At 70.7% G+C, this 1,233-nt stretch carries 2 protein-coding genes; both read left to right on the plus strand.

The features are described 5' to 3' along the window. Window positions 1–366 (plus strand): LysE family translocator (locus L995_RS26385; RefSeq protein WP_047474290.1); only part of this gene is annotated, 366 nt, incomplete at its 5' end. 97 nt (window positions 367–463) lie between these two features. Next, window positions 464–1,233, plus strand: a 770-nt coding sequence (locus tag L995_RS26390; RefSeq protein WP_231574536.1) for an AraC family transcriptional regulator, incomplete at its 3' end; no start/stop codon positions are given.

The following is a 1,233-nucleotide window of genomic DNA, read 5'->3' on the forward strand; positions in this document are numbered from 1 at the left end:
GCCGTGGCCCGGCCGGGCGAGATGCCGCAGGCCGGCGCAGCCGACCCGCTGACCCCCGCACGGGCGCTGCGCTGGGTGGGGCGTGGCGTGGTGATGAACCTCACCAACCCCAAGGTGCTGATCTTCTTCCTGGCCTTTCTACCGCAGTTCGCGGACCCCGCGCGCGGCGGCGTGGCCACGCAGGTGATGGTGCTGGGCTGCGTGTTCATGCTGGCGGCGCTGCTGGTGTTCGGTGCCATCGCATGCTGCTCGGGCTGGTTCGGCGTGCTGCTGCAGCGATCCGTGCGTGCGCAGAACTGGCTCAACCGCGTGGCCGGGCTGGTGTTCCTGGGCATGGCGGTGCGGCTGGCGCTGGTGCAGCGCTAGGGCCTGTTCACACTAGTGCGGGGCCGTGGCACAGTCCCTCCATGCTTTTTCGCTCACGCCCCTTGGCGCCATGAGCAGCGGCGTCCTCATCCAACCCATGCCACAGACCACGGCCCACACCATTGCCATTGCCCAGGTCCTGCAGATCGTGCAGGGCGTGCAGCGCAATGGCATGGATGTGCCAGCCATCCTGCGCCGCGCCGGCATTGCGCCTGCTCTGCTGGATGCGCCGCTGTCGCGCGTGACCCAGGCGCAGTACGCGGCGCTGATCCGCGTGCTGCGCCGCGTCTGCCGCGACGAGCTGTGGGGCCTGTGCCGCCATCCGCTGCCCGTGGGCAGTTTTGCCCAGGCCTGCCGCACCATGCTGCCTTGCCGCACGCTGGGCGAGGCATTGCAGGCCGGGCTGCGTTTCTACCGCCTGGTGCTGCGCGACTTCGCGCCCCGGCTGCAGGTCGTGGACGGCGTGGCCCGCATCGCCATGGTGTCGCTGCGCGAGCGCGATGCGCCGCTGGCCTATGCCGAGCGGTCCTTCTGCTTTCTGGGCTATGGCGTCATGTCGTGGCTGGTGTCGCGCAGGATAGAGCTGACGGGCGTGTGCGCGCCGTCCGGAGCCAGCATGCCGTATGGCACGGAGGCGCAGCGCCTGTTCCTGGCGCCGCTGCAGCGCGACCGCGACTTCACGGGGCTGGAGTTCGATGCGCGCTGGCTGGAGCTGCCCGTGGTGCAGACCCCGGAGAGCCTGGCCGAATTCCTGGACCAGGCGGCCATGGGCCTGGTCATCCGCTACCGCGACCGCACGCGCCTGGGCGAGCGCATCCGCCGCCTGCTGCGCCGCGATCTGGCGGGCGAGCTGCCTTCGCTGGAGCA

This window comes from Delftia sp. ZNC0008 (assembly GCF_000799035.1).
Taxonomy (GTDB): Bacteria; Pseudomonadota; Gammaproteobacteria; order Burkholderiales; family Burkholderiaceae_C; genus Comamonas; species Comamonas tsuruhatensis.